At 43.9% G+C, this 21,383-nt stretch carries 20 protein-coding genes; 5 read left to right on the forward strand and 15 right to left on the reverse strand.

The genetic code is table 11. The features are described from left to right. Positions 1 to 31: 31 nt before the first annotated feature. Positions 32 to 436 carry an O-methyltransferase gene (locus AC0VYE_RS26510; protein ID WP_076267494.1) on the reverse strand — a complete coding sequence of 135 codons (405 nt, stop codon included), beginning with the start codon at positions 434 to 436 and terminating at the stop codon, positions 32 to 34. A 509-nt stretch (positions 437 to 945) separates the two neighbouring features. Here AC0VYE_RS26510 and AC0VYE_RS26515 point away from each other — a divergent pair. Further along, a complete protein-coding gene (locus AC0VYE_RS26515; protein ID WP_372238977.1) occupies positions 946 to 2,208 on the forward strand; it encodes a methyl-accepting chemotaxis protein in 1,263 nt (420 codons plus the stop codon). An 82-nt stretch (positions 2,209 to 2,290) separates the two neighbouring features. On the opposite strand, the gene AC0VYE_RS26520 is transcribed toward AC0VYE_RS26515, so the two are convergent. Then, positions 2,291 to 3,100, reverse strand: a complete 810-nt coding sequence (locus AC0VYE_RS26520; RefSeq protein WP_475443527.1) for a (2Fe-2S)-binding protein — start codon at positions 3,098 to 3,100, stop codon at positions 2,291 to 2,293. Positions 3,101 to 3,192: 92 nt separating this feature from the next. Further along, the gene (locus AC0VYE_RS26525) at positions 3,193 to 4,077 is read right to left on the reverse strand and encodes a fumarylacetoacetate hydrolase family protein (RefSeq protein WP_475443529.1); all 885 of its coding nucleotides are present in this window, start codon (positions 4,075 to 4,077) and stop codon (positions 3,193 to 3,195) included. 88 nt (positions 4,078 to 4,165) lie between these two features. Here AC0VYE_RS26525 and AC0VYE_RS26530 point away from each other — a divergent pair, with 88 nt between their 5' ends. Then, complete coding sequence (locus tag AC0VYE_RS26530; protein ID WP_256710848.1) at positions 4,166 to 5,044, forward strand: polysaccharide deacetylase family protein; 879 nt, start codon at positions 4,166 to 4,168, stop codon at positions 5,042 to 5,044. A gap of 62 nt (positions 5,045 to 5,106) precedes the next feature. Here AC0VYE_RS26530 and AC0VYE_RS26535 read toward each other — a convergent pair whose 3' ends face one another. The 9 genes from AC0VYE_RS26535 to yicI form a co-directional block, all read right to left on the reverse strand. Continuing rightward, positions 5,107 to 5,745: a 3D domain-containing protein gene (locus AC0VYE_RS26535; protein ID WP_076267489.1), complete on the reverse strand. Its 639-nt coding sequence runs from the start codon at positions 5,743 to 5,745 to the stop codon at positions 5,107 to 5,109. Between the two features lie 119 nt (positions 5,746 to 5,864). After that, positions 5,865 to 6,743 (reverse strand): CAP domain-containing protein, encoded by an 879-nt coding sequence (locus tag AC0VYE_RS26540; protein WP_475443532.1) that lies wholly within the window; start codon positions 6,741 to 6,743, stop codon positions 5,865 to 5,867. A 230-nt stretch (positions 6,744 to 6,973) separates the two neighbouring features. Further along, on the reverse strand, positions 6,974 to 7,660 hold the full coding sequence (locus AC0VYE_RS26545; protein WP_475443534.1) for a peptidoglycan recognition protein family protein: 687 nt from the start codon (positions 7,658 to 7,660) through the stop codon (positions 6,974 to 6,976). Positions 7,661 to 7,798: 138 nt separating this feature from the next. Beyond that, positions 7,799 to 8,638: a DUF4097 family beta strand repeat-containing protein gene (locus AC0VYE_RS26550; protein ID WP_475443536.1), complete on the reverse strand. Its 840-nt coding sequence runs from the start codon at positions 8,636 to 8,638 to the stop codon at positions 7,799 to 7,801. Further along, positions 8,635 to 9,192 carry an HAAS signaling domain-containing protein gene (locus AC0VYE_RS26555; RefSeq protein WP_076267485.1) on the reverse strand — a complete coding sequence of 186 codons (558 nt, stop codon included), beginning with the start codon at positions 9,190 to 9,192 and terminating at the stop codon, positions 8,635 to 8,637. The genes AC0VYE_RS26550 and AC0VYE_RS26555 overlap by 4 nt, the downstream gene beginning before the upstream one ends. Next, complete coding sequence (locus AC0VYE_RS26560) at positions 9,189 to 9,509, reverse strand: PadR family transcriptional regulator (protein WP_076267484.1); 321 nt, start codon at positions 9,507 to 9,509, stop codon at positions 9,189 to 9,191. The genes AC0VYE_RS26555 and AC0VYE_RS26560 overlap by 4 nt, the downstream gene beginning before the upstream one ends. Before the next feature lie 220 nt (positions 9,510 to 9,729). Beyond that, positions 9,730 to 10,749 carry a Gfo/Idh/MocA family protein gene (locus AC0VYE_RS26565; RefSeq protein WP_475443538.1) on the reverse strand — a complete coding sequence of 340 codons (1,020 nt, stop codon included), beginning with the start codon at positions 10,747 to 10,749 and terminating at the stop codon, positions 9,730 to 9,732. A 34-nt stretch (positions 10,750 to 10,783) separates the two neighbouring features. Continuing rightward, positions 10,784 to 11,554: a sugar phosphate isomerase/epimerase family protein gene (locus tag AC0VYE_RS26570; protein WP_076267482.1), complete on the reverse strand. Its 771-nt coding sequence runs from the start codon at positions 11,552 to 11,554 to the stop codon at positions 10,784 to 10,786. Positions 11,555 to 11,759: 205 nt separating this feature from the next. Next, complete coding sequence (gene yicI, locus AC0VYE_RS26575) at positions 11,760 to 14,081, reverse strand: alpha-xylosidase (RefSeq protein WP_475443541.1); 2,322 nt, start codon at positions 14,079 to 14,081, stop codon at positions 11,760 to 11,762. Positions 14,082 to 14,252: 171 nt separating this feature from the next. Here yicI and AC0VYE_RS26580 point away from each other — a divergent pair, with 171 nt between their 5' ends. The 3 genes from AC0VYE_RS26580 to AC0VYE_RS26590 all read left to right on the forward strand — a co-directional run bounded on the left by AC0VYE_RS26580 (position 14,253) and on the right by AC0VYE_RS26590 (position 16,612). Next, complete coding sequence (locus AC0VYE_RS26580) at positions 14,253 to 15,164, forward strand: AraC family transcriptional regulator (RefSeq protein WP_076267480.1); 912 nt, start codon at positions 14,253 to 14,255, stop codon at positions 15,162 to 15,164. Between the two features lie 140 nt (positions 15,165 to 15,304). Then, positions 15,305 to 15,532 carry a hypothetical protein gene (locus AC0VYE_RS26585; protein ID WP_053372108.1) on the forward strand — a complete coding sequence of 76 codons (228 nt, stop codon included), beginning with the start codon at positions 15,305 to 15,307 and terminating at the stop codon, positions 15,530 to 15,532. A gap of 180 nt (positions 15,533 to 15,712) precedes the next feature. Further along, complete coding sequence (locus AC0VYE_RS26590; RefSeq protein WP_076267479.1) at positions 15,713 to 16,612, forward strand: ArsR/SmtB family transcription factor; 900 nt, start codon at positions 15,713 to 15,715, stop codon at positions 16,610 to 16,612. 6 nt (positions 16,613 to 16,618) lie between these two features. Here AC0VYE_RS26590 and AC0VYE_RS26595 read toward each other — a convergent pair whose 3' ends face one another. From AC0VYE_RS26595 to AC0VYE_RS26605, 3 genes are read right to left on the reverse strand one after another with little or no spacing between them, the layout of a single operon-like run. After that, the gene (locus tag AC0VYE_RS26595) at positions 16,619 to 18,244 is read right to left on the reverse strand and encodes a response regulator (RefSeq protein ID WP_475443544.1); all 1,626 of its coding nucleotides are present in this window, start codon (positions 18,242 to 18,244) and stop codon (positions 16,619 to 16,621) included. Further along, positions 18,237 to 20,060 carry a cache domain-containing sensor histidine kinase gene (locus AC0VYE_RS26600; protein ID WP_475443546.1) on the reverse strand — a complete coding sequence of 608 codons (1,824 nt, stop codon included), beginning with the start codon at positions 20,058 to 20,060 and terminating at the stop codon, positions 18,237 to 18,239. The genes AC0VYE_RS26595 and AC0VYE_RS26600 overlap by 8 nt, the downstream gene beginning before the upstream one ends. A 10-nt stretch (positions 20,061 to 20,070) precedes the next feature. Next, the gene (locus AC0VYE_RS26605) at positions 20,071 to 21,375 is read right to left on the reverse strand and encodes an ABC transporter substrate-binding protein (protein WP_076267476.1); all 1,305 of its coding nucleotides are present in this window, start codon (positions 21,373 to 21,375) and stop codon (positions 20,071 to 20,073) included. Between the last annotated feature and the right edge of the window lie 8 nt (positions 21,376 to 21,383).

Genomic DNA, 21,383 nt, shown 5'->3' on the forward strand with positions numbered 1-21,383 from the left:
TCAGCTCTTTTTTTTCTTTACGTAATTTTATTTATTGTGAATCCCATAAATCATTTCTTTTCGGATAATAGCGAGAATTCCAATTGGCCATATTGTAATTAGATTCAAAAAGTATGCTTGCCGACCAAGAATTAGCGCTTGAACGAACGGAAAAATCATATAAAATTTCGCCATGCGACCAGTCTTTCCTAAACTTAAGCGATTCAATGGCCATTTGTTTAAATGCCTGTACCTGAACAGCTGTCAGTCCTTTATCGACACTCTCGAACTTTCCATTTTTGCATTCGATTGGATGGTGCCTAACCCCAAATTTACCCACCGCATTGTTTCGAATATGTATTAATACTGTACCAGCCGTAGCATTTGTCAGTTCACTTTCAAGCTGACGAAACACAAATTCAACTTGACGAGCGAGAGCTGCAGATTCCGTTTGCATACTTATTATCCTCCTTTATGATTTATTAGGCATGAGTTTCCACTTAGGTCTCAACGCATATTATATAGTCCATTTCTATCATTATCAATATACTAAACAACATTATTTTTATTTATTCGATATTATTCGACCTTTATTTACTGGTTATATAACTTATTTTTACATAATTAAAGAAAGACCTTTTTTTACATCTTAATAAAATGAACCTTGCGAACTAAAATAATATTTTTTAATTTATTTTTCAATTCTAATTTCAAGATGTTTTTCTTTCTTACTTAGGAGTTATGTACCATGCAATCTAAACCATCAATTAATAATAAAAATGATTTCTAATTACCGATAATGGTATCATTTTCTATTTATTGTTACACCGAAAACGTATTTAGTATTTTCCGAAGTGCCGCATGCGGTCATTATTTATCTATTTTTTATGAATCGACAATTATAGACCAATTTCGCAGCTGGTGCTATAATATGGATATTCTATTAAAAGGAGCGCTTACATAATGATCCAATGGTACTATTCGCTTTCCGTGCGCAATAAGCTGCTGATTACTTCTTACCTAAATTTAGCAGTGTTTGCCCTCATTATGCTTGTCATATTATCAGTATCAGGCGGCTCGCTTATCGCTGGAATTGTTTTCACAATCATTATGGCAATCGCTACGCTTCCACTCGTTTCCTTCATCGAGAGATCCATCAATAATTCATTTGATGAAATTAAAGGAACCGCGCTTCGTATTTCCAAAGGTGATTTCACTCAAAAAATCGACACAACGTCTTCATCAGCTTTAGGCGAGCTTGGACATTCGTTTAACAGTATGATTGATAAACTTCGTGACATTCTTACGGAAACGACGAACATCATCCGTCATGTGTCCGATACAAGTCACAGCATTTTTGACAAAAATAATAATATTCAAATCGCGATGCAGCAGGTTGCTGCTTCCGCAAACGAGCTTGCTACTGGCGCAAACGAAATTTCCGAGGACGTTTCGGAGATGAGCGAATCCATTACCGAGATTGAAGAGAAAGTTTCCGATTACGCTACCTCAACAAAGGAAATGAACACACGCTCTGAGCAAACGCTTCAGCTCGTAGATAAAGGCATGAAGGCTCTTGATATTCAAGCCGACGGCATGCGCCGCAACGTTGAGGCAACCGAGAAGGTGTCTGCTACAATTGAAGATCTAGCCCGCAAAGCAAGAGGCATTAGTGCAATTACGACGACTATTTCCGATTTGGCTGAACAAACTAACCTGCTTTCATTGAATGCCTCTATCGAGGCTGCAAGAGCAGGCGAGCACGGACGAGGTTTTGCCGTTGTTGCACAGGAAGTCCGCAAGCTTGCTGAGGAATCCAGCGCTTCAACTAAACAAGTATTCAACCTAGTGAAAAGTATTGATGAGGGTATCAAGCAAACGATCAGCAATATGAAAACAAACGAAGAGGTCGTTAAGCTGCAAACCGAGCATATTAAGGAATCCGAAGTCGTATTCTCAGAAATTGTTCAAAGTGTTCAATTTATTACGGATAAAATTTATGTTTTCTCCCAAGAAAGCGACGCTATGCTTGAGAGTGCCCGCAAAATTTCCGGAGCCATCCAAAATATATCCGCGATTACGCAGCAGTCGGCTGCTGGCACTGAGCAAGTTTCCGCATCTATGAATGAGCAGATTGCATCTGTACAAGCGGTGGTAGAAGAAACCGAACGCATGCGTACAATGGCGGCTCAGCTGCTCAGAACCATCAATGTTTTCAAAATGAAATAATCAAGTTTTTGATTGTTTATCACGCAACAAAAAAAGACCATAATCCTTCCATTCAACATGGATGATTATGGTCTTTCTTATTTTACGCCTGCTGCTTGCAGCGATATTCTTCACGCTGTTCTGCACGAACGCTTTCTTTAACCCTTGGGCAAGTATAACAATAATAGCCGCCATCAACTAGGTAATACAAGCAGCATGCTGCTTTCAGCCGAACCTGCTTATCTTTGTCTCCCAATGACTCTGTCATACGGAATTTCACATCAAGCGGATTTTTGCTTCTGCCAAAAACCTCGCCATCAAGCGATTTGACCATATTGAAATAGGTCACAATGCTTTGCTTTGCCTGTTCATCTACTTCGGCACTCAGCATCCTGTCATACCCATATTCAAGCGAGGTAGGAAGCTGGCTCCAGAGCATGCCTACTTTCAATGTTCCTACCTTTGCAATCATGTCAAATACAGGACGTATCGTATGCTCAAAAAAAGAGCTGATTTTATCCTTAACCCACATGTCTTGTTCATCTAAAGGTAGTGGTGCCGCTACAAATTCAGAGTTATGTAAGTAAAAGCTGACAGCAATATATTCATGATTGTTATATTCAGCCTTGTATATTTGAACCGTTAAATTGTTAAGTGATAAATCCGGCGCTTGTTTCAATACCGACAACGTATAGAGCAAGCCCAGCATAGGCCCGCGAAACCAACCTGCCATGTACACTTCCCCTACGGAAGGGTCCATGCCTTTAACTAGCGGTGTATAGAAAGCTAATAATTGCTTCAATTTGTGCTCATCCAACAGCTCTATTGCAGGGCAGGTAAACAGAAGATTTTCTCGTTTATTTACCGTTAAATCATAGCTGTCCTCCAACATCGCAAACAACGCTTCATTCATTGATGTTCTCGTCCTTCCATAACATGAATGTACAATAATAAACGATACGATTTATTATACAACGGACGAAAATGATTATCAATTGCATTTCATTATCTCATTGTGACAGTTAACTCACCAAGCTGCTCGATTTCCACGGTTACCACATCACCTGATTTTAAATACACCCTTTGATCTCTCGGGTATCCGATTACTACCCCTTCCGGAGTCCCTGTTAATATGATATCGCCAGGTACGAGTGTCATATGCTTAGAAATATAACTAATGATAGATCGGCAAGAAAAAATCATATCTTCCGTATTCGAATGCTGCTTTTGAACACCGTTTACGCGGCAAGAAATAGTGAGCTTATCCGGATCATTTACTTCATCTGCCGTTACAATATAAGGACCAATTGGTGCAAATCCGTCGCAGCTTTTGCCAAGCATCCACTGGGATGTTCGGCGCTGCAGGTTCCTCGCTGACAAATCGTTAGCGCAGCTATAGCCAAAAACATAATCAAGCGCATCCGCTTCTTCGATGTTTTTTGCCGTTTTTCCTATAATGATCGCAAGCTCAGCTTCATAATCCACCTCATTGCTCGTAAGCGGCAGCTCCACCTCATCACCATGTGCACTCAGGGCATTGGCAAATTTATTAAACAAAATAGGGGAGGTCGGAATTTCAGCTTTCGTCTCCTCTGCATGCTTGCGGTAATTTAAACCGACGCAAATCATTTTTTGCGGGCTCGAAACGACCGGTGCGTAAGCGAAAGTTGTATCCTGTAGCACATACATGTGGTTGTTATTTGCAACGACAGCCTCAATAACCGCTTGAAGTTCCGCTAATGCTGTTTTACCGCCTCTTATAACTTCTTCTATAGAAAGCGGAGCTGGAATATCCAGAGCTTGAGAGGCCATTTTAATATCAATAATTCCTAAGTCAACCTGCACGCCGAGTCTTAGTTGATCAGATTGCTTAAACTGCAATAACTTCATAAAAGATAACCTCCCTGCCATGAATTGGTGAACTATATTTAGTTTAAGCCTCTCTTTTTTTAAAGTAAAGCGCATGAAAGTATGCAGCATGGGTAAAATAGCGGCACGGCTTGTTTACAATCAATCATGGGGACTGATGCAAATGTGGAAAACACCACATAAAATAGGGAAGACCGTGGCGGGCATTGCTTTAATCGGTTGTATGCTGCTTAACCTATCAACCGATTCCTATGCTTCAGCTGCCGATAAGCAGCAAATAGCTCAGTTCAAACCTGCAAAAGAATCAAAAAAACGAAAAACTGCTGTCGTGTCTTGGGATAGGCTTCATAGGCAATTTCCCAATACCTTTCTCCTTAATGGGCCTCGTAATAAGAAAAGAGTCGCGCTAACGTTTGATGATGTTCCCGATCCAAGATATACACCAGCTATTTTGGATATATTAGCGGAGCATGATGTTTGCGCTACCTTTTTTATTGTAGGGAACCGTGCTGCCAAATACCCTGCATTAGTAAAGCGGATACATAACGAAGGACATGTCATTGGTAATCACTCTTATGACCATGCCATTTTTTCAAAGCTTACTTTAACGAAGTATCAGAAGCAAATTTGGCGAACGGACACCATAATAAAAAATATAGTCGGATATTCTCCTCACTTTATACGACCGCCATACGGTGAACTGCTGCCTCAGCAAGTAAGATGGAGCAAGCAGGCTGGTTTTGCTATCGTCAACTGGGATGTGGATTCCGTAGATTGGAAAAACAATCCTAGCAGCGCATTGGTGCTGCAAAATATAAAAAGAACACTTCAACCTGGATCGATAATTTTACAGCACGCAGGCGGAGGAGTCGGCCAAAACTTATCCGGCACGGTTGCTGCACTCCCGAAGCTCATCCAATTGCTGGAAAGCAAAGGGTATGAGCTCGTTACATTGCCTGAGCTCGTCGGACAATCCGCAGCCCGTTGAGTTTATGTACAAAAAAAAGGCAATCCCTCATGAAGAGTGGATTGCCTTTTCCATCTATATTTTTATTCAAGAACGAATACTTTCACGTTTTGAATACCAAAAGACATGGCTTGGCTTGTTGAGCCTGGTACAAAAATATCAACGCGATTGCCTTTAATCGAACCGCCAATATCTGTTGCTGTTGCAATCATTCCGCCTTGCGGCAAACCATTATAGGAATACCCTGTCACATAAAGCTTAGTGCCAAGAGGTATCATTTTCGGATCTACGGCAATCGTACCAACCTGGAGCTTGTCTCCAAAGTAGTCGACTGCTCCCCACTTGCCATTCTCAGATGCTGCTGCTGTATAAGCTGTAGCTTGTACGAGAAGCGCTTTCGAGTAAGCGTATTCTTTACCATTCATAGCTTTAACTGTTTTTGAGGAGTCGTCAGCTGCTGAATTCATCGTTGCCGGTTTCTTCTCTACAGAAGCTTCTGTGGAAGGTATAGTAAGCTTTAAACCTTTATATAGGTTAAGCGGATCTATCTTAGGATTAGCTTCCATTAGTGTATCCAAAGGTACACTGTACTGCTTGGATAGCTTCCAGAATGTATCATTGTCATTCGCTGTATGTGTTTTCGAAGCTGCACTTACTGTTCCTGCTGCCATCATAACCGATAATCCTACTACTGCTGCTGCTAATGTACGTTTTTTAAACATGGGGTAAATCCTCCTGTGCGTTCCCGAAGTTTCACAACTTCGATCACGTGATTATAAATCTTGTTAAGGGCGGTTGTCCGCCCTTAACGTATTGCTGTTGTCTAAGGTTTAAGGAAAGACTAGCCGATAAACATTTGAACCCATTCGCCGTTTACATAACCAACGCCGATTTTAGTAAAGTTGCCGCTAAGAATGTTTGCTTTGTGACCTGGGCTGTTCATCCAAGCAGTCATAACATCTTGTGGTGTTTTTTGACCAGAAGCAATGTTCTCACCAGCATAAGAATAAGTCACTCCGAAAGAACGCATCATATCAAATGGAGATCCGTAAGTCGGCGATGTGTGGCTGAAGTAATTGTTAACGTCCATATCTCTTGCTTTCTCTGATGCTACTTTCGTAAGAAGCGTATCGCTCTTCAAAGCGGACAAGCCCACTTTAGCACGTTCCTTATTAACTAAGTCGACAACTTGTGATTGATAAGCACTCAAATTGGAAGCTCCTGTGTCAGTACCTGTGCCTGGTTTTGTTTCAGTTCCTGTACCAGTCCCAGTGCCTGTTCCTGGTTTTGTTACTGTTCCTGTACCAGTTCCTGGTTTTGTTACTGTTCCTGTACCAGTTCCTGGTTTTGTTACTGTTCCAGTACCTGTTCCTGGCTTAGTTACTGTTCCAGTACCTGTTCCTGGTTTTGTTACTGTTCCAGTGCCTGTTCCCGGATTAGTTACTGTTCCAGTACCTGTTCCCGGTTTTGTTACTGTTCCTGTGTTACCGCCTGTCGTAGGCCATTGAATGAAGCTGCCATTCAAAAGCTTGCTAAAATCTATTCCATATTTATCACCGATCTGTTTGATCGTATCTTGGCTAATGAGGCATGGTTGTTGAATCGTGGAGAAAGTTTTCACAGCCGGTGCTGCACCTGCCGTTGGAGCCGTAAAACCTGCGCCGATCACCGTTGCTGCGATTATGCCAGCGACACCTACACGTATTGGTTGCATCTTCATGAATGAATCCTCCTAATAAGATAAGTTTTTGTAAAAAAGCGTCTGACGACTGAAGCTTTTTCAGCTGCGCATTCGTTTTGTTTGCGCATCGTTCTTCCTGACGCCACTTATCTTACCATGGGGTTTTTGGTGTTTCATGACACAAAAACTGGTAATCGCGTGAAAATAGCTAGCAAAACAGCACCATTACTGCTTTATGAGAATATGCTCATCACCGTTTTTTGCTGCTTTTAGAGCTGACCGCTAGCTTTTCGAAGCTCGTTTGCGAGCCGATGAATTTCATCTTTCTCCGCTTTTGTGGTTGCTGCAAACCATGCTGGAGAGAGCCAAGTAGAGATAATTTTGTTAGCATCTGATGCGTTCATATCAACATCCCTCCAGTCGCGAACAAGCTCTAAGAAAGCCGCTTTGTTAACTGAACTTCCTGGACATGTTTTCGCTGGATTCATTTCGCGATGAAACAAAATTTGACTGTCTGGCAGCTTCCACATGGCAGCAATTTGACTTGTCAGCTTAACGGCTGAAGCAAGCTGAGCACCTTCCAGCTTCTCCGCTCCAACATCAAAATTACCGATCATCTCGAACATAAACGGATGTATGCGATCTGGATCAGGGTCGTTGTAGCCAACAGCAGAGGCCGGCGCTTCCAGAAGAGAACGCCCCTCCCATATATAGCCGTCAGGGTCGATCGTTGCATGCTGGGCGATATCACCCCAATTTTGGGTAATTGCATGAAACCGCCACATCCCTTGAATGATTTTCATTTTATCCGCAGCTCTCCGGTAATCCACAATAGTCGGCTTCCATGTTCCATGCACATGAATCTGCGAAAACTTCACTTTTGATACGAATGGTTTCAAATACTCAACATACTCCGCAAAAGTAAACCTTTGAAAATATTTGCGCTCTACGACCATTACGCATCGCATCCTCTCGATAAACAATTGCTATATTTTATGCGATACATGAATGAATCGAGACGGCAAACACATAAAAAAAGCAAGCCATGGATATATTCCACGACCTGCTTCTTGTTTTTATAAATCTATTTTTGCTTATCGAGTGCCGAGTTTGATGTTGCCCGTCTCCGACTCCATGCTTATTTTGATATCACCGCTGCCGATTACACCTTCAATATTATTTTCTGTCTCCTTGTTAACCGAGAAACCATCCCAATCCACCTTGCTGTTTCCGGTATCCTTCTTGATACGAATAGTAGCCGAAGCAGGCTGTTTATCTGCATTAACGATAATATTCCCGGTATCCGTCTTAATTGAAAGATCGCTGCGCAATTCGTCTGCTTCAACTCGTACATTTCCCGTCTCAGATTCTGCTTTTAGAATGCCTTTTCCGTCCGCAATATTAATGTTTCCAGTATCTGTTTTTAATTCAAGCTCCTGTGCCGCATAATTCGTTAATTTGATATTGCCGGTTTCTGATTTTAATTTCATTTTGTCAGCTTCCATCTGATCAACGACAATGTTTCCTGTATCGCTTTCGATATCGATCGAGCTCCATAACTTTTCAGGAACCTCAATCGTCAGCTTCAAGTTAACGATAGAAATACCGAATGTAAAACGATCCTTCGTATTTGCCTCAATATTAAGCGTATCCCCTTTAGGAGCTGCCGTTAGAATGACGTCTCCAGCAAGCTTTTCACTTACATCTCCTTCAAGTCTCACTTTAATATCATCTGCTGTGCCGGGAACGAAAGTGATATTAAACGTATCCGTCTCCGCATGGATCGAGCGAATGGACGATGCATCAATCGTTTTTTCCTGCAAAAAAGGTTCGCCCTGAAATTTCGTTACAAGTTCATCTTTATCGAATACAAAAAACGCGCAAAGTACTCCTATACCAAGCAAAATTAAAGCGAATGCGGCTAGTTTTTTCATTTGTTATTCCCCTTTACAATTCTTGTGTTGAATTTCAAATATTTTAAGGTCATCTTATAGAAGGAAGTTGTAAGTGCCTTTAAGCCGATGATGAGTAAAATCGTAATTGAGCTTGTAATCAAGCCTATCGTCAATGCCTGCGGCATAGTAAATGTGCCGTTCCATAAGCTCTCTACCATGATTCCGATACCGCCTACGCCTATTCCCAAAGCTGACGCCCATAAAGCAACAATGACCGACGCCAGAGCCAGATAGGGTCCTAGAACGAATATAATATTGAATAAACCAAGGCTTGCTGTTGCAAATACAGCCTTAGAGAGCTTTCCGAAGCCCTTGTTCGTCTCTGCCTGATTAACTCGGTATCCAAGCAGCATCTCGTTCGCAATCATTCTTGGATCTCCCAGCTCGCTTGCTGCTTGCTCCTCGGTTTGACCATTCTCTACCGCTTGCTGAAAATGAAGATAATAATCGTACAGCCATTCCTTACGCTGCGGCTCTGGAATGACTTTGAGCATGCTCTCAAGCTCCAACATATATCGATCTCTTGTCGTCATGGTCTTAAACCTTCCTCTACAATTTCATTTACGGATTGCGTGAAACTTTCCCATTCTGCAATTAATTTGCGCATATGACTCCAGCCCTCTGCTGTTAATTGATAATATTTCCGAGGCGGGCCTTCAGTTGATTCCTTCAAATAGGTTGAGAAATAGCCGTCCTGTGTCAATCTGCTTAGTAATGGATATACGCTTCCGACTGCTACTTCAAACTTTTCGGAAATTTTAACAGCCAGCTCATAGCCATATCGGTCTCCCCTTGTCGCAAGCACAAGAACGCATATTTCAAGCACGCCCTTTTTAAATTGAATGTTCATTTCGTGTCCTCCATCATTGAAGTTCTAATTCTTCGGTACTGTATGTGGAAAGATACTAAGCATAACTTACTATTAATCAATACAGTATAGCATCGTACAGCAATTCCGTCTTTTGTATAATTTACCACATGCTATTCTACAATGCAAGATAGTGTGCAAAAAAGAATACCTCCAACCTCACGGCTTGCGCACGTCGGTTGAAGGCATTCCTGTACATTGCTTAGTTTACGCTAATGAATTTGCCTGTTGCTTGTGACTCAAATGCACACAAGATAACTTTCAAAGAAGCACGGCCGTCTTCACCGCTTACAGCAGGTGTTGTGTTCGTAAGAATGCTTTCCAAGAAAGCATTGACTACACCGCTTGTCTCTTGCTTTTCGTTAGTTGAGATTGCGCCTACTTTATGCTTCTCAACTGTGCCGTTGCGCAGCTCTACGATTACTTGATCGTCAGGATGCGTACCGATTTTCATAACGCCGTTCTCGCACCACAAAATAGTGCTGTTGTCCTCACCCTTATAGTAAGTCCAGCTTGCTACAAGCGTGCCGATTGCACCGCTCTTCATACGAAGCAAGCATGATGCGTTATCATCAACATCGGTATCCTTATCAAGCGTGCCAACAAAACCAGCTACTTCTGAAACTTCGTCGTCAAGCATCCAGCGAATAAGATCGGATTTATGAACGCCAAGATCGCCCATTGCGCCCATAATAGCTTCTGGCTTACGGAAGAACCAGCTTTCTGCGCCATCGATGCTCCAGCCATCTGGACCAGGGTGACCAAACGATGTACGGAATGTAAGTACTTTGCCTAGAATGCCGGACTGCAATACTTGCTTCGCTTTAACATGCGGCGGCATGAAGCGTTGGTTGTGGCCAACCATCAAGTGAACGCCGTTTTTCTTAGCTGCTTCAATCATCGCTTCCGCTTCTTCATCGGTTACAGCCATTGGCTTCTCAACAAGAACATGAGCGCCCGCATTAGCTGCAGTAATTGACATTGAAGCATGCAATGCATTTGGCGTACATACGCTTACTGCATCAGGTTTGATTTCTGCAAGCATCGTTTCGAAATCAGCAAACGCTTTGCCGCCATGCAAATTCGCATAGTGTTCTGCGCGCTCGATAATTGGATCTACGAATGCAACAAGCTCAACATTCTCATGAGCTGCATATTCCGGGATATGACGGTATTTCGAAATCGATCCACAACCTATAACTGCTACACGTACTTTAGACATGAATATTTTCCCCTATCTATTATCAATTAGATTATTATTTGTTCAAAAAATTAGTTTTCAACCATTCCATGCTTTCTGCAACAGCCTCAATCGGAGGATTCGCACAAGTGTCCTGCTCAACAATAATCCATTCAACAGATGCTTTCGAGGCAGCATCAATAATAGGAAGAAGCGGCAAATCGCCACGGCCAAGCTCTACTGTATCGATTTGCCCACCCTTCTCACCAGCGCGGAAGTCCTTCAAATGAAGAAGTGGCAGACGTCCTGCGTATTTTGCAATGTAAGCAAGCGGATCTACACCGGAGTATTGTACCCAGCCGATATCCATTTCAACTTGCAGATATTGCGGATCAATCCGCTCATACAAAGCGTCAAATACGATTTGGCCGTCGATTTCAACTTCAAATTCAAATTCATGGTTGTGGTAAGCAAAAGAAATGCCTGCTTCACGGAAACGCTTACCATACTCTTCAAATTTCACGAGATGTCCACGCCATGCTTCTGTATCACGAGCATCTACCGGCAACCAAGGACAAATAGCATATTTAGCTCCAATGGTTTGAAGATAAGCAATTTCCTCATCAAGATTGCCTTCAAGCAGATGCAAGCCGACGTGGCTGCCGATTGCTTTCAAATTCAATTCTTGTAGCAGATCGCGCATGTCTTCAGCTTTGATATCACCGTATCCTGCAAATTCTACGCCCTCATAACCCATTGCTGCAACCTTGCGAAGCGTACCTTCAAAATCTTGTGCGGTAGCGTCTCTTAGCGTGTACAATTGCAAACCAATATTCATTCGTGACATGTGAGCTGCACTCCCTTATATTTATTATTTGATGTATTTGATTTTGTTTTCTGATCTTTATTATATCGACAGTCCTATGCGAAAACCAGTTGTATTATTAGTCTTTTCTTATGCGATTTTGGTCAATGCTCGTACAATGGCACTATAAAAGGGGCAGCTTCGCCCTAGCCTGCATACGGCTGGGACATAGCTGCCTCTTATTTGTTTAGATATGAATCGTAAACGCCAGCTGCTTCGAGCCTGCAGCAATGTGCAGAACTGTATCCTTCACATCAGCTTTTACCCCTTCGACAGAACGAATTGGACCGAACCCCTTCAGTGCCAATGAGAATGCTTTCCCGCTGCCCTCTAATTGAAGAGTGATCGCTTCGCCTTGGCGTGTTGCCGAGATCGTCAATTCTGTATCGCCTTTGGTATTGCGTACAGCCGTTGCAGCTGTTTTTCCGTCTTCCAGATTATGAAGCTCAAACTGGACGCCATCCGCATAATCATAATCTGGTTTAACCTCATTCGCTCCAAGCGCAATAATGGAATTAGGACGAACGAATAGTGGAAGGCTAAAGAAATCATATTTCTCTTTGCGCCATGAGCCGCCTTCTACAATTTCTCCGGATAACAAATGCGTCCATTTTCCAGCTGGCAAATAATAAGTGACATGGCCCTGCTCGTTGAAAATTGGAGCTACCAGTATAGAGTCGCCCAGCATGTATTGGCGGTCCAGCATTTCGCTGGTCGGATCTTCTGGGAACTCAAGCACCATGGCACGCATCGAAGGCAAGCCCAGCTCAGTTGCTTGAACAGCTGTATTAAATAAGTAAGGCATGATCCGGCATTTCAGCTTCGTGAAGAAGCGAGTAACATCTACCGCTTCCGTATCGTATGCCCAAGGCACTCTATACGATTTGCTTCCATGCAGGCGGCTATGGCTGGACAGCAGACCAAAGGCTAACCAACGTTTGAATACATGCTCTGGCGCAGTGTTCTCGAATCCGCCAATATCGTGGCTCCAGAAGCCGAAGCCCGACATCCCAAGCGATAAACCGCCGCGCAAGCTCTCCGCCATGGACTCATAATCCGCATAACAGTCACCGCCCCAATGTACGGGGAATTTCTGTCCGCCTGCCGTAGCTGAACGGGCAAACAAAGCGGCTTCGTTTCGGCCAAGCTTCTCTTCAAGCACTTCAAATACGACTTTGTTATAAAGCTGAGTATAGTAATTGTGCATTTTCATCGGATCGGAGCCGTCAAAATAAGCGACATCGGTCGGAATACGCTCACCGAAGTCGGTTTTAAAGCTGTCCACACCCATATCGACAAGCTCACGCAGATAATTTGCGTACCACTTGCATGCTGCTGGGTTTGTGAAATCAACGAGCGCCATGCCTGGCTGCCACAAATCCCATTGCCATACATCGCCGTTTGGCTTTTTCACCAAATAGCCATTTTGTTTGCCTTCCTCGAACAAACGCGAGCGCTGAGCAATGTAAGGATTGATCCACACGCAAATTTTAAGCCCTTTTTCTTTGAGCCGCGACAGCATGCCGACAGGGTCTGGGAATACCCGCTCATCCCACTTGAAATCGGTCCAATGAAACTCACGCATCCAGAAACAATCGAAGTGGAACACATGCAATGGAAGATCACGTTCTGCCATGCCATCGACGAATGAATTAACTGTTGCTTCATCATAGTTAGTCGTAAATGAAGTGGTAAGCCATAATCCAAATGTCCATGCCGGCGGCAGCGCTGGCTTGCCAGTCAAATCCGTATATTTATGAAGAACATCCTTCATGCTCGGACCATCGATAATGAAATATTCGAGTGATTCTCCTGACACACTGAATTGCACTTTTTTCACTTTTTCCGAAGCGATCTCGAATGATACCAGCTCTGGATGATTGACGAATACGCCATATCCCTTATTGGTCATGTAGAAAGGAATATTTTTGTACGATTGCTCCGAGCTTGTGCCCCCGTCTTTGTTCCAGAGGTCGACGACTTGTCCGTTTCTTACGAAAGGCGTGAAGCGCTCGCCAAGGCCATATACCCACTCGCCAACACCAACATCCAATTCTTCGCGCATAAACGTATTGCCGTTGTCTTCTTTAATGTAGGCCATCGATTTTTGCGTACTTCCCGTAATCCGCTCGCCCGCGCGATAGAAATCCACCGCCCATACGGCTCCTTTACGGATATGGACGCTGAGGCTGCCGCTTGTTAGAACAGCCCGCTCATCATTTTCTTCGATTACAACATGGTCGCCAGTTTGCGAGGACAACTCGAACACTGGGCCACGCTCCCGAACGCCTGCATGATGCACAAGCTTAACGCCAATAATGCCTGGCAGCGGAGAATGAAAATGGACCGTTAACAACATCGTATCCAGCATATTAGAGCGATTATAGATAGGTTGTGGCGAAGCATAAGCAGTTAGTTTGCCATCCTTTTGCTCGAAATCATGGACTTGTACAGCCCCTAATACTTTGTATTCATCACGAATGAGCCAGTTGCCGTCTGTAAATTTCATCGACTGAACCAACCTTCCTGTTTAGTTTTATTTGCAATCCTATATAATTGCATTATACTGATAATTAATCGAATAATTCTAACAGAATACTGCTCATCTATAGCACTATTTTGACGATATGCCTCTATGGAATGGTAACTAACTCGCATCAAGCACAGGAGGCCTCTCAAAATGGATCAAACAACTAGGCACGCCTTAAAAGAAGACCGGCTGCATGGCGACAATATGTTCCCGCTTGCCGCCTACTGGATTGAACATGAAGAGGCTGGCGTCCCCGTTCTGGATTGTCATTGGCATGCTGAAGCAGAGTTTTTTTATGTGCTTGAAGGTGAAGTGCTGTTCCAGGTTGATACCGATTATTTCATTGTAAAAGCAGGCGAAGCTGTTTTTATAGACGGTGGCGACATTCATGCTGGTCATGCACAAGGCGATACTGCCTGTTCTTTTTGCGCCATCGTGTTCGATACTCATTTGCTCGCCAGTGCCAGCTATGATGCCGTACAGGAACGATTTATTTCACCGCTTCAGGACAAGAAAAAGACGTTTCCTAGACATATTCAGCCAAAAACAGAATGGGAAATCGCGCTGCTTCAGCATTTGCAATGCATTATGAACGTATGTCAAAGTCAGAAGCCTGGTCATGAGACCGCGGTGAAGGGTCACTTTTATTTAATGCTTCATGAAATTGCCGCGCAAAGCAAGTTTTGCAACAGAAGTGAAACAAGCAATGCCGACTCTACAAAAATTGACAGACTGAAGACCGCTATTGTTTATATGCAAAATCATTTCCAGCGCCCTATACGGATCGCAGAAATTGCTGATCAAATTCCGATGAGCGAAGGTCAGTTTTGCCGATTCTTCAAGACGATGACCAGACAAACGCCAATTGAGTATTTGAATGCTTATCGAATTAGACAAGCAACGGAGCTGCTTCTGAAGCCAGAGCTCAAAATAGCAGCTGTAGCGCTTGATGTCGGATTCGATCATATTAGTTATTTCGTCAAAGTATTTCGCAAAATGATGAAATGCACGCCTTCCCAGTTTCGCAAAAAACAGCTTGAATCGTCGGATCGTCGTCCATAATAAGAAAAAACGTGTATGATTTGGTCATTTACTCAAAAGTTACAGCTTTGTAACCAAATACTCACCGAATTTTAAGAATTATTTAATAATTGTACGTTACACTATAAAAAAAAATCCTTCGCGGGATGGAGGTCCATACTATGAAAACGATGCTGATGTTCCAAAATAAAACGATACCTGTCTATTTAACAGATACAAATAAGCAAGCCATTGAGAAATTGACCGCAGTACTTAATCGTAAACTGACAACAGGCAAAAACGCACTTAAAACATGTATCAAATCGCTTATTAGCGTAGAAATTGTAGGCAGTGAGGCAACGCTTCATTCTTATTTCGAACGTGACACTCTAACCATTTCCCTATATTAATCTAGACTTCCCATATACCGAAATACGAAGAGGGTGATCCTTTTGGTCTATACAGGCCATCAGGACACCCTCTTCTTTTATTTACAACGTTCAAACGCTTTAATTAGTAAACATTTGAGTTGTGTAATTAACTTTCGAATTATATAATGTTAGCAAACATAACGGAATGAGGATCAATCGATGAACATAGAGGTTAACAGCCGCAATATCAAATTTCTTGAATGCTTTGCATCGGACACAAGAGTGAAGATCATTGAATTATTAAATATTAAACCAATGAATATTAAAGAAATAGCTGAAGCGCTAGGCATTTCGTCAGCCATCGTGACTAAGCATATTCAGAAGCTTGAAGAAGCATCCATTATTACGACAGAAAGTGTGCCCAGCACGAGAGGCCGTCAGAAGGTGTGCCATCTCACACTCGATTCTGCTACGCTGCAATTTCGTGTGAAGGAGCAAGCCATTCAAAATAGGTATGCCGTATCCATTCCAATTGGTCAATATTCCTCTTATGAAGTAAAACCTACTTGCGGATTGACATCGGATACCAAAATTATCGGCATGGTGGATGACCCGCGCTACTTCTCCGATCCTGAGCATGTGAAGGCATGCCATCTGTGGTTCGGAAGCGGCTATATTGAATATCGCATTCCTAATTATTTAGTAGGAAAACAATCGGCAAAAAGCATTTCCATATCGCTTGAAATATGCTCGGAAGCACCGCACTACAACGAGAACTGGCCTTCCGATCTTTCCTTTTATATTAATGACATCTTGCTCGGAGTATGGACTTGCCCAGGAGACTTCGGTGCAGTAAAGGGCGTGTATACGCCGAGCTGGTGGGATTTGGGGACTCAGCATGGCTTGCTGAAACAAATAACCATCGACTCAGGAGGCTCCTTCATCGATGGCATTCGGATGTCTGACCGGACGATAACGGATCTTGATGTTGGCTTTGGCGACGACATCAGATTCCGCATATGCGCGCCGGAGACGGCAACCCACAGCGGAGGGTTAAGCATGTTCGGCAAGCAATTCGGAAATTATGATCAGGACATTCAAGTTTACGTCGCCTACTAGCAGCAGCTAGTTCTGCATAACATTCGGTTTGATATGAATATCTTCACGGTATTCCTTTGGCGACATACCGGTTTCATTGCGAAACACACGGTTAAAATGGCGAATATTCGTGAAGCCCGTATGTTCAGCTATCGTAGCAATTTTATTATCGGTTTGAACCATTTGCCGCTTCGCTTCAAAGATTCGAATCTCAGTAAGCCGCTCAACGAAGGATTTCCCGGTTTGCTTCTTGAACAAGGTGCTGAAATATGCTGCATTTAAATAGACGGAATCGGCTACCTCTTTAAGCGTCAGCGCTTTGGAATAATGCTGTTCAATATATCGAATCGATTTTTCAATGGGATCATGCTCAGGCTGCGCCGTACTCTCAGCGATACATACGGCTAAACGAACGAGCAGCTGTGAGCATGCATCCATCAGCTCTTCTCTGGAAGAGATCGAGCAAATATCAAATAGAACGGTTTTCATATCCTTCATGCCCAGCCACTGCTTCGTTAGCCGCAGCCGCCCTGCTGCTTCATAATAATGAATGAGCAGCTTGCATAGCTGCTGATGCACGGTTTCCGGCGTTTTGGCATCAAGGCAAAGCTCACTAACGAAAGCATGGGCTGCCGCCGTGACCTGTTCCAGCTTCCCCTCATTCATGGCCAGATCCAGCTTCTCCCACGACCATTTTTTCAGTTCACCTTTGAAACGATCTTCCGTGCCTAAATCACTGTAGACTAACACTTTATCTCCGCCAACGATGAGCCTGTGAAGCAAAGCAATTTCCGCTTCGTTGTACGCATCGGATATCGATTTAAAGCCCTTTGCCACCTGGCCTATGCCGATCGTGACCGTCATATTCGATAAGCTTGTAATTTGTCTGCGAATCGTCTCGCCTATTTCCCGCACGGCAGCCATCGCTTGGTCACTATCCTCAATATTTAGCAGCGCCGCTACTTCCGTCTCCGACATGATAAAGCAAAAGCCATTTGTTCTCCTGCTCAGCACTTCTTGCACGAGCTGTTGAATATACAATTGAAACAAAGAAGGATCAGCTTGATTATACCGCTCACTGCCGATTGAATTTTTGTCTAATTTCACAACCATGCAGGTGAAGTAAGGTTGATGAAAGTCGATCCCAATGGTCCGAAGCAGCTCCAAATCCGCTTCATTCACGCTGCCCTTCAGAAGGCCAGTTAACAGATGTTCACTGACATGCTGCCTAATCCGATGCTCATCACGATGGGGATTGCTAACCGGAACCGCTTGGCTAAGCTGTACTTTCTCTTTAAGCATTTGAAGCACCTTATCCAGCTCTTCGCGCTCAATCGGCTTCATCATATAATCCTTCGCGCCTTGCCTCATCGATTGCTGAATATAGACAAAATCATCAAACCCGCTAATAACGACACATAACACATGCGGAAAACGCTCCTTCATCATCTGCTGCAATTGAATGCCATCCATGCGAGGCATCCGAATATCCGTCAGAATAGCTTCTGGCTCAAGTTCCTCCACCAGCTGCAATGCTTCATAACCATCCCGCGCTTCACCAACGACCTCCCATTCCGGGTCGAGTTCTATTATCATTTTGCGCAAGCCTTTTCTAAATATCGATTCATCATCTACAATAACGATTCTAGGCATGAGCATCCCCTTTCATTTGATCAGGCTTCTCAAATACAGCAGGAAAAGTCATCGTAACTTTCAAGCCTTGATATGGCATGCTCTCCAGCATTAAACCATACGATTCACCATAATGAAGAACAATTCTGCGATGGACATTTAATAATCCATTGCCGGAGCTGCCACCTAAATCCTTCGAATGCTGAAGTCGACGGCGAATATCCGCGAGCTGCTCCTCCGTCATCCCAATACCATCGTCTTCAATGATAATACGCAGCACGTTTTCTTCTATTTTGCAGGTTAATGTAATTCGCCCGTTGCCCACACCCTGATCGATGCCGTGGTTAATGGCGTTCTCGACAATCGGTTGAATAATTAAGGGAATGACCATACAGGTCAAAGAAGCCTCTTCTCGGTCTAATCGAAAATCGATCCGATCCTCATAGCGCATTTTTTGAATCGTCATGTAACCCAAGACATGTCCCAGCTCATCCTCAAGGTTGACATGTTCTTTCTGGCTGCTCAAGCTGTAACGCAGCAGCCTGCTTAAATTGTTCGTCATTTTGACAACCTCTTGATTGCCGTCGACTTCTGCATACATACTGATCGATCCAAGCGTATTATACAAAAAATGCGGATTGATTTTGCTTTGCAAAGCCGCAATCTGCGCATCCTTCTCGCGAATCTCTGTCTCATAAAGCAAGTAACCAAGCTCGCTTAGCTTGGATACCATCGTATTGAACGCTTTGCCCAAATGGCCAACTTCATCCCATTGCTTGACGGGAAAGGATACGAGAAGATCGCCGCGTTCCACCTTGCGCATGAGCCTAATTAAACCTCGCAGCGGCTCTGTTATTCGAAACGCAAGGAATACCGACATAAGCATAGCAAGGCCCATACAGATGACACCAAACAGAATAATCGAATTCCGCATAATTAAACTGTCCTTCATCAGCTCCGACACCGGAACGACTCCAACTGTCGTCCAATTGGTGATCGATGACGTCACGTAAGAAACGAGCTGCCGCTCTCCGTTAAGTGCAGCGTGTGTAACCCCTTCCGGTGCTTTATCCTTATAAAGGCCTCCCAAAGCCTCTTGCGGCATCGCTCGATTTTTACCGACAACGACTCCACTGTCTTGATCCATAATATATAAAGCTTCCTTCGTTCCGAGCGTAACCTGCGATATCATCTTATGAATGACCGTTGGATCTACATCAATAACGATATATCCAAGCTTTTTCCCGCTATCAAAGCTGCGCAGCTCCCTTGCAATAGAGAACACGGGGTATACCGTTCCGCTGGTAGACTGAATATTGTGGGTTGTAATAAAAATGGATTGTCCGTTGCCGCCCTTCTCGTTTTGGAGCCATTGCGCATTCTCATCTAGTCGATACGTCGTGACATATTGGCTTTCCGGCAGTACAACATAGGATGCGCCGCTTTCCCCAAATAACGAGACACCCACAATATCGATGCGGCCGTTCAGAAATACTTGGGAGACAAAGCTGTTTAATTGCTTAATCTCTTCCAGTGTTAAAGCCTGACCCTGCTCACGCTTGCTCTCTAGAAAAGCTGTGATTTGTTCATATTGATAGGGCATAAGCGTCAAACGATCTAATTCTGCCATATAAGTATCCAGATTTAGCGTCAGCTGCTTCATCGTCTGCAGTTGATAGTCGCCGACCTTCTGCTCAAGCGTCGAAGCAAACCGAGTGAAGGCGAAATACCCCATAACGCTGAGTGGAAGCACGATGAGTATAAAGTTTATGAGGATGAGCTTTCGTGCCAGCTCCTGATTTTTGAACCACCCAATCACCGCGAGTACCCGCTTCATAGCTATCTCCTTACTTCCTCAGCTCGATGTTCACCCTTTTCACGGCTGCTTGCAGCGTTTCCTCAGGCGTTTGCTCCGAATAATTCATTTTTTCAAATTCTTGAATTAAAATTTCAACGATCGACCATTGCCGGACATGACGCGGCCAATAGGCTACATAGTTTGCGGAAGCTGCATAGGAGCTTCTGTAATTCAAGCTGTTAAACGGTTCGCTGGCAACGACCTTTGTCATGCTTGGCACATGGCCCGCTTCCGCCCACATCGCACCGTTTTCTACACACCATTTGACAAAAGTAAGCGCCGCTCGCTTCTTCTCATCTGTCATCCCATGCTTGGTCGGTATGGCAATGGTGTGCGAATCCCCCCATACCGCAGCCCGGTCGAACAACGCAGGCATTGGAATTACGCCAAAGTCCAAATTTTTTGCTTTCTCAAATGCCCCCGTTCCCCACATCCCTGTAATTAGCACCGCAGCTTTTCCATCATAAAAAAGCTTGAATGCATCATTAATATCAGGCGGAATAAGCCCTTTCTTGTACAAATCATTCATATAGCTTAGCGCTTGCAGCGCTTGCGGATTGTTGAATACGGCAGCAGTTGCATCCTCATTATAAAAGCTGCCCCCGCCGTCTATTTGGTTATAAAGACTCCACCAAAGCCATACGGAATCAATCCGAGTACTCGGCTGAGCCATCGGCGCAATGTCGGCTGGTATCGAAGACTTAAGCTTCTGCAGGAAAGCTTCAAATCCCGCAGCTCCTGCCCCGATCAATGGCTTATCCGCCTCATCAATTAGACCTGCTTTACGCAAATAGGTTTTATTGTAAAACATAACAAGCGCATGCGTATCAAGCGGCACAGCGTAAGGGATTCCGTCATACATGGTAGAATCGAGAATATTGCGATTAAAGCCCGACCAGTCCAGCCCGATCTGCTTAGCAGGCTCTGTCAGATTCTCGATATAGCCGTTCTGAACGAACTGCGGCAAGCTTGTCTGATGCAAAATCGCAAGCTCCGGCGCATTGCCAGACATTATCGCCGTTTTTAGCCTCGTGTAATAGTCATCCAATCGAGAGTTTACTTGCACAACGTTAATCGTCGGATTCTCTTCATTAAATCGTGTGACCATTTCCGTCATAAACTGATTGTCGCCGCCGCTAAACGGCGTCCAGTACTCAAGCCTTATAGCCTCAGGCTTCGTCTCTTCATTCTTCTGATCTGCTTCTTGCTCGGAGGCGCAGCTTGTCAAGGCAATGACCAGGAGACCAATTAGTGTATAGGAGACCCACTGCGCGCTCCATTTTTTTATATTCATGTCTAGCG

Source organism: Pristimantibacillus sp. Z349TD_6 (genome assembly GCF_056173205.1).

Excerpts from the sequence above, each read along its gene's own strand:
- AC0VYE_RS26510 (WP_076267494.1), bottom strand. The coding sequence starts at position 436 with ATGCAAACGGAATCTGCAGCTCTCGCTCGTCAAGTTGAATTTGTGTTT.
- AC0VYE_RS26600 (WP_475443546.1), bottom strand. The coding sequence starts at position 20,060 with ATGAAGCGGGTACTCGCGGTGATTGGGTGGTTCAAAAATCAGGAGCTG.
- yicI (WP_475443541.1), bottom strand. The coding sequence starts at position 14,081 with ATGAAATTTACAGACGGCAACTGGCTCATTCGTGATGAATACAAAGTA.
- AC0VYE_RS26555 (WP_076267485.1), bottom strand. The coding sequence starts at position 9,192 with ATGACGACAAGAGATCGATATATGTTGGAGCTTGAGAGCATGCTCAAA.
- AC0VYE_RS26580 (WP_076267480.1), top strand. The coding sequence starts at position 14,253 with ATGGATCAAACAACTAGGCACGCCTTAAAAGAAGACCGGCTGCATGGC.
- AC0VYE_RS26520 (WP_475443527.1), bottom strand. The coding sequence starts at position 3,100 with ATGAATGAAGCGTTGTTTGCGATGTTGGAGGACAGCTATGATTTAACG.
- AC0VYE_RS26605 (WP_076267476.1), bottom strand. The coding sequence starts at position 21,375 with ATGAATATAAAAAAATGGAGCGCGCAGTGGGTCTCCTATACACTAATT.
- AC0VYE_RS26545 (WP_475443534.1), bottom strand. The coding sequence starts at position 7,660 with ATGGTCGTAGAGCGCAAATATTTTCAAAGGTTTACTTTTGCGGAGTAT.
- AC0VYE_RS26565 (WP_475443538.1), bottom strand. The coding sequence starts at position 10,749 with ATGTCTAAAGTACGTGTAGCAGTTATAGGTTGTGGATCGATTTCGAAA.
- AC0VYE_RS26550 (WP_475443536.1), bottom strand. The coding sequence starts at position 8,638 with ATGAAAAAACTAGCCGCATTCGCTTTAATTTTGCTTGGTATAGGAGTA.
- AC0VYE_RS26535 (WP_076267489.1), bottom strand. The coding sequence starts at position 5,745 with ATGTTTAAAAAACGTACATTAGCAGCAGCAGTAGTAGGATTATCGGTT.
- AC0VYE_RS26560 (WP_076267484.1), bottom strand. The coding sequence starts at position 9,509 with ATGAACATTCAATTTAAAAAGGGCGTGCTTGAAATATGCGTTCTTGTG.
- AC0VYE_RS26525 (WP_475443529.1), bottom strand. The coding sequence starts at position 4,077 with ATGAAGTTATTGCAGTTTAAGCAATCTGATCAACTAAGACTCGGCGTG.
- AC0VYE_RS26585 (WP_053372108.1), top strand. The coding sequence starts at position 15,305 with ATGAAAACGATGCTGATGTTCCAAAATAAAACGATACCTGTCTATTTA.
- AC0VYE_RS26590 (WP_076267479.1), top strand. The coding sequence starts at position 15,713 with ATGAACATAGAGGTTAACAGCCGCAATATCAAATTTCTTGAATGCTTT.
- AC0VYE_RS26530 (WP_256710848.1), top strand. The coding sequence starts at position 4,166 with ATGGGTAAAATAGCGGCACGGCTTGTTTACAATCAATCATGGGGACTG.
- AC0VYE_RS26540 (WP_475443532.1), bottom strand. The coding sequence starts at position 6,743 with ATGAAGATGCAACCAATACGTGTAGGTGTCGCTGGCATAATCGCAGCA.
- AC0VYE_RS26595 (WP_475443544.1), bottom strand. The coding sequence starts at position 18,244 with ATGCCTAGAATCGTTATTGTAGATGATGAATCGATATTTAGAAAAGGC.
- AC0VYE_RS26570 (WP_076267482.1), bottom strand. The coding sequence starts at position 11,554 with ATGTCACGAATGAATATTGGTTTGCAATTGTACACGCTAAGAGACGCT.